The organism is Alistipes sp. 56_sp_Nov_56_25 (genome assembly GCF_001915285.1).
Taxonomy (GTDB): domain Bacteria; phylum Bacteroidota; class Bacteroidia; order Bacteroidales; family Rikenellaceae; genus Alistipes; species Alistipes shahii.
Genome location: NZ_MNQF01000044.1, coordinates 1 through 4178 on the forward strand (window position 1 = coordinate 1; position 4178 = coordinate 4178).

The 4178-nt window shown below is 55.6% G+C and carries 5 protein-coding genes and 1 pseudogene; all 6 read right to left on the reverse strand.

All coding sequences use genetic code 11. The annotated features are described in order from the left end of the window. Positions 1-1934, reverse strand: a 1934-nt coding sequence (recD2, locus tag BHV64_RS08940; RefSeq protein ID WP_288115759.1) for an SF1B family DNA helicase RecD2, incomplete at its 3' end; no start/stop codon positions are given. A gap of 88 nt (positions 1935-2022) precedes the next feature. After that, positions 2023-2307, reverse strand: a pseudogene (locus BHV64_RS08945) (DUF4326 domain-containing protein); the annotation flags it as partial. 49 nt (positions 2308-2356) lie between these two features. Beyond that, complete coding sequence (locus tag BHV64_RS08950; protein WP_147513220.1) at positions 2357-2635, reverse strand: hypothetical protein; 279 nt, start codon at positions 2633-2635, stop codon at positions 2357-2359. Between the two features lie 132 nt (positions 2636-2767). Further along, positions 2768-3058 carry a hypothetical protein gene (locus BHV64_RS08955; RefSeq protein ID WP_259873874.1) on the reverse strand — a complete coding sequence of 97 codons (291 nt, stop codon included), beginning with the start codon at positions 3056-3058 and terminating at the stop codon, positions 2768-2770. A 356-nt stretch (positions 3059-3414) separates the two neighbouring features. After that, positions 3415-3711 (reverse strand): hypothetical protein, encoded by a 297-nt coding sequence (locus BHV64_RS08960; protein WP_230320077.1) that lies wholly within the window; start codon positions 3709-3711, stop codon positions 3415-3417. Between the two features lie 52 nt (positions 3712-3763). Next, the coding region (locus tag BHV64_RS08965; protein WP_288115760.1) for a hypothetical protein at positions 3764-4178 on the reverse strand (415 nt) is incomplete at its 5' end.

The window sequence follows — 4178 nt, forward strand, 5'->3', positions numbered from 1 at the left end:
GCCTTGTGGATCGTCGTGGCGTAGGCCAGCGTCAGTTCGTCGAGCTCCGTGACATCGTACTCGACCCATTTGCCGTCGAAATCGACTTTCAACGTCCTCCCCTCCGTATCCACCTCACGGATATAACCCAGATCGCCGTTGAACACATCCTTAGCATAGTTGTTGCGCAACTGCATCACGCGGTCGCCCTGTCGGTAGGTGTAGCCGCCGCGGCCGAGGCTCGGCCCCGAAGGATTCAATGCCTGCTGCAACAGCAGGTTCAGGTTCGCGGCGCCCACGACGCCCCGCTGCATCGGCGTAAGTACTTGAATACGGTCCGGACTTTCCCGGTAGGCGCGGGGCAGGCGCTCCTTCACCAGCCGGACGATGGTTTCGGCGGCCCGTTCGGGGTCGTCCTCCCGCATGAAGAAAAAGTCGGTGTCGCGGCCGTTGCTCGTATCGGGGAAGCGTCCCTGGTTGATGGCGTGGGCGTTCATCACGATACGGCTCTTCTGCGCCTGCCGGAAGATGCACACGAGCCGCACGACGGGGATACGCTGCGAGTCGATGATGTCGCGCAGGACGTTTCCCGCCCCGACGCTCGGCAGCTGGTCGATGTCGCCGACGAACACCAGCCGCATCCCCACGGGAACGGCTTTCAGCAGGTTGTTCATCAAAAGGATGTCGATCATAGAACACTCGTCCACGATCAGCGCGTCGCCTTCCAGCGGGTTCTCGTCGTTGCGCTTGTAGCCGTCCTGCGGGTTGTACTCCAACAGCCGGTGGATGGTCTTGGCCTCCATGCCCGTCGCCTCGCTCATACGCTTGGCAGCACGTCCCGTCGGTGCCGCCAGCAGCACGCGCAGGCCGGCTTTTTTCAAGGCCGCGATAATTCCCTGCGTCGTAGTCGTCTTACCCGTACCGGGGCCGCCGGTCAACACCATGACTTTGGACGTGACGGCCTGCCGGATAGCCGCAAGCTGAACTTCGTCGTATTCGATGCCGGTTTCCGCGGTGAGGGACGACGGATCGAAAAGCCCGTCGAACAACGAACGGCCCGTACTCTCTGCCAAATCTCTCAGGCGACGCGACGTACCGCACTCGGCATGGTAGAACGGAGGAAGGTAAATGGCATCCTTGTCGAGAATAAGGTCTTCGGCCTGAAGCATCCCTGCAAGGGTGTCACGGATAGCCGTTTCGCCCGCTTCAAGAAGCTGCCCCGCAGTCTTTACCAGCTGTTCCTCCCCGGCGTAGACATGTCCTTCGTCCGAAAGTTGTCCCAACGTATAGAGGATGCCGCTCCGGCACCGTCGCGGGTCCTCTTTCTCATAGCCCATCTTTGCGGCGATGCCGTCGGCGGTCTTGAAGCCGATGCCCCAAATATCGTCGGCAAGGCGGTAGGGATTCTCCCGCACCTTGTCAATACTCTCCTTGCCGTATTCCCGGTAGATTTTGGCCGCATAGGCCGTGCTCACACCGGAGCCCTGCAGAAAAAGCATGACATTTTTGATGTCTTTCTGCTTCTCCCAACTCTCGCGGATCTTCGCTACACGCTTACGTCCGATGTTCGGAACTTCGTAAAGCCGTTCGATCTCCGTCTCGATGATGTCGATGGTCTCCGTTCCGAATCGCTGGACGATAGCCCGGGCGAACCGGGGGCCGATGCCCTTGACCAATCCGCTGCCGAGGTATTTTTCGATCCCGTACACCGTGGCGGGCATCGTCTCCTCCCATGTCGCGGCGACGAACTGGCTGCCGTAGCGTTTGTCCACCTTCCATTCGCCGCGGCACAGAAGGACGCTGCCCACGGGAACCTCCAGCAGGTTACCCACGAGCGTGACAAGGTCGTTATAGCCCTTCACCTTGACCTTCAGCACCGAGTATCCGTTCTCGGGATTCTGATAGGTGATACGTTCCACGACACAGCGCAGAAGAGTTGCCGGGTGTTCGTTCATAAAACGGACGATACTGAATACCCAGTAAAATTACGGAAAAAATCCCGGAATAGCAATGCCGCCGGGCATACGACCTTTATTCATCGTCCAAGGTATTGAGATATTCTTTGATAATATCCCTATGACATGGATAAGGCTTACAGAAGCATCCCAAGCGTTTGCCTTTCAAAGCATGGATACGCTGACGAAACTCAGGATCGGTACGCAGGCGTCCGTAAAAATAACTGCGGTAGCGGTCCAAAGTAGCACCGCGGCTCATGCCTGGCAGCAGCCGAAAAGGATTCCTGAAATAACCGTCTTCACCACGGCCGGCACGGCCGATGTAAACATCGCATGCTGCATAACGAATGTTTACCACTTCAGTTCGTTTCATGACATAAAATTTTAACATTGACGCGGGGTTCTCCCCGCGTCGGAATGCACTACGCCCGTTCCACTACGACGATCTCCGCACGGCAGGCAGTGCGTGCGAACGGCTCCTGCATGGGTGTCCGGTGGTGGATGATAAAGTGCCGCATCGTCTCCTGTACGGCTTTGGGACGCTGCTTGTCGATAAAGCCGTACGGCAGAAGCAGCACGGCACGATCGCCCGAGCGTTGCGTGCGGGAGAGCCATTGCAGGAAGTAGACACACTCCACAATCTCGAACGGCGGATTGGCAATGACGTTCTCGCAGCGGAAGTCGATCTCATGAAATTGCATCCGCAGCGCAGCAGTTTCGGGATAGAGGCGTTCGTATAGATCAACCAGCTCCGCATCGGCATCGAAGCCGAGGAGCGCCGACGGATGCACGCCCTCGAGGAGCAGGGCGCGCGTAAGTTGCCCCGTGCCGCATCAGGCGTCCACGATACGGCTGTCATTGTCGAAATATCGCACGGCCAGTGCCGCCATCTGGCAGGCCGTGCGGTCGGGTGTCAGGTATTGCGAAGCATAGACGCCCTTGCGGCGCTGCCGCTCGCACATTGCATCATACGGCCAGTTATCGCCGCCGTAGAGGAATGGCAGGTCATTGTGCTGCTGCCAATAATCGAGAATCTCCGGCAGCGTATCCGGCCAATAGAAATTGCGCCGCAGATAGTAATTCTGAAGCGCATAGCGTTTTGTGATTCTTTCAAAGATTTTCATTGGATCAGGTTTTAGGGTTACTCTTTTTTCTGCCGCGGCACCGCAATCCAGTCGGGATTCAGCGTCATACGCCAATCGGGATCGCCAGTGCGGTAAGCGAGGAGCTGGGCGGCGTAATCGTGAGCTTCACGGGAATTTTGGGCCCGATAGTGAAACATCCATTTCTGACCGCACCGGGGACATTCCCAGACGACCATCGTACCGGCAGAGGTCTCGGCAAGGCCCAGCATGCAAGGTACTACGTATAGTGCGGCGGTTCGAAATCACATTCATAACAGGTATAAATACCGCGGTTATAGCGTCCCTGCGGTGGAACGCGCAGGGACAAAGGAATATCGATCATATAAGTATATGGTTTAGGTGTTCGTATCTTCAGGCGAAGCCGCGACTCCGTCGTCTTGGCAATAGTCGAATTTCATCAGCTTTGCGACACGGGCGTACTCCTTATCGTAATACGTATCGTATTCCTTTTGATATTCCTCCTTGTAATGGGTTCCGCCGTCGGGATCGTCGGGGTCATCGGCTTCGACGAATGTTTCGAAAGGTGCATCGTGCGCATTCAGCAGTCGTCCGACGGCCAGATCGCAGGCAATATCCATAATCGACGCGTTGATCGCGTCCTTATGGTTACGGTAATATTCGTGTAAATTCATGGTTTCGTTCATTAAAATGTTCTTGGTTTGAGTTATTGTATTTCTGCGGACATCAGGTCGGGGTCCGCAATGCAGATCGGGTTTGTTCCGGGTATTCATTGGGCAGACTCTTTCCGGATTCGGATTTGCTCCTCTGCGAATTGTCTGTTCCACCACGCCTCGCAGGCATCGACAAGCATTTGATACTTCTCTTCGGAAGGTTGTCCGTGATGCAGTTTCCGTCTGCGGCCGAGTAAATCATAACCGTAGGATCTCCATTATTGTTTTCTATATCCAGTGGATATTCCGTTCCGGGAATCTGATAAGCAGCATCTTCCTGATAGGTCGGATCATTTGACAGTTCATCGAGTTGACCGTCAGCACATAGATCCTTGATCTTCTGGACTGCCGTTTCGAGATTCTCGGCTTCAAAACTGAAATACCGGCAATCTATGACAGTAATTTTTTGATTCCGATAAAATTCATAG

Coding starts and splice junctions, on each gene's coding strand:
- BHV64_RS08950 (WP_147513220.1), bottom strand. CDS start 2,635: ATGCAATTTCATGAGATCGACTTCCGCTGCGAGAACGTCATTGCCAAT.
- BHV64_RS08955 (WP_259873874.1), bottom strand. CDS start 3,058: ATGAAAATCTTTGAAAGAATCACAAAACGCTATGCGCTTCAGAATTAC.
- BHV64_RS08960 (WP_230320077.1), bottom strand. CDS start 3,711: ATGAATTTACACGAATATTACCGTAACCATAAGGACGCGATCAACGCG.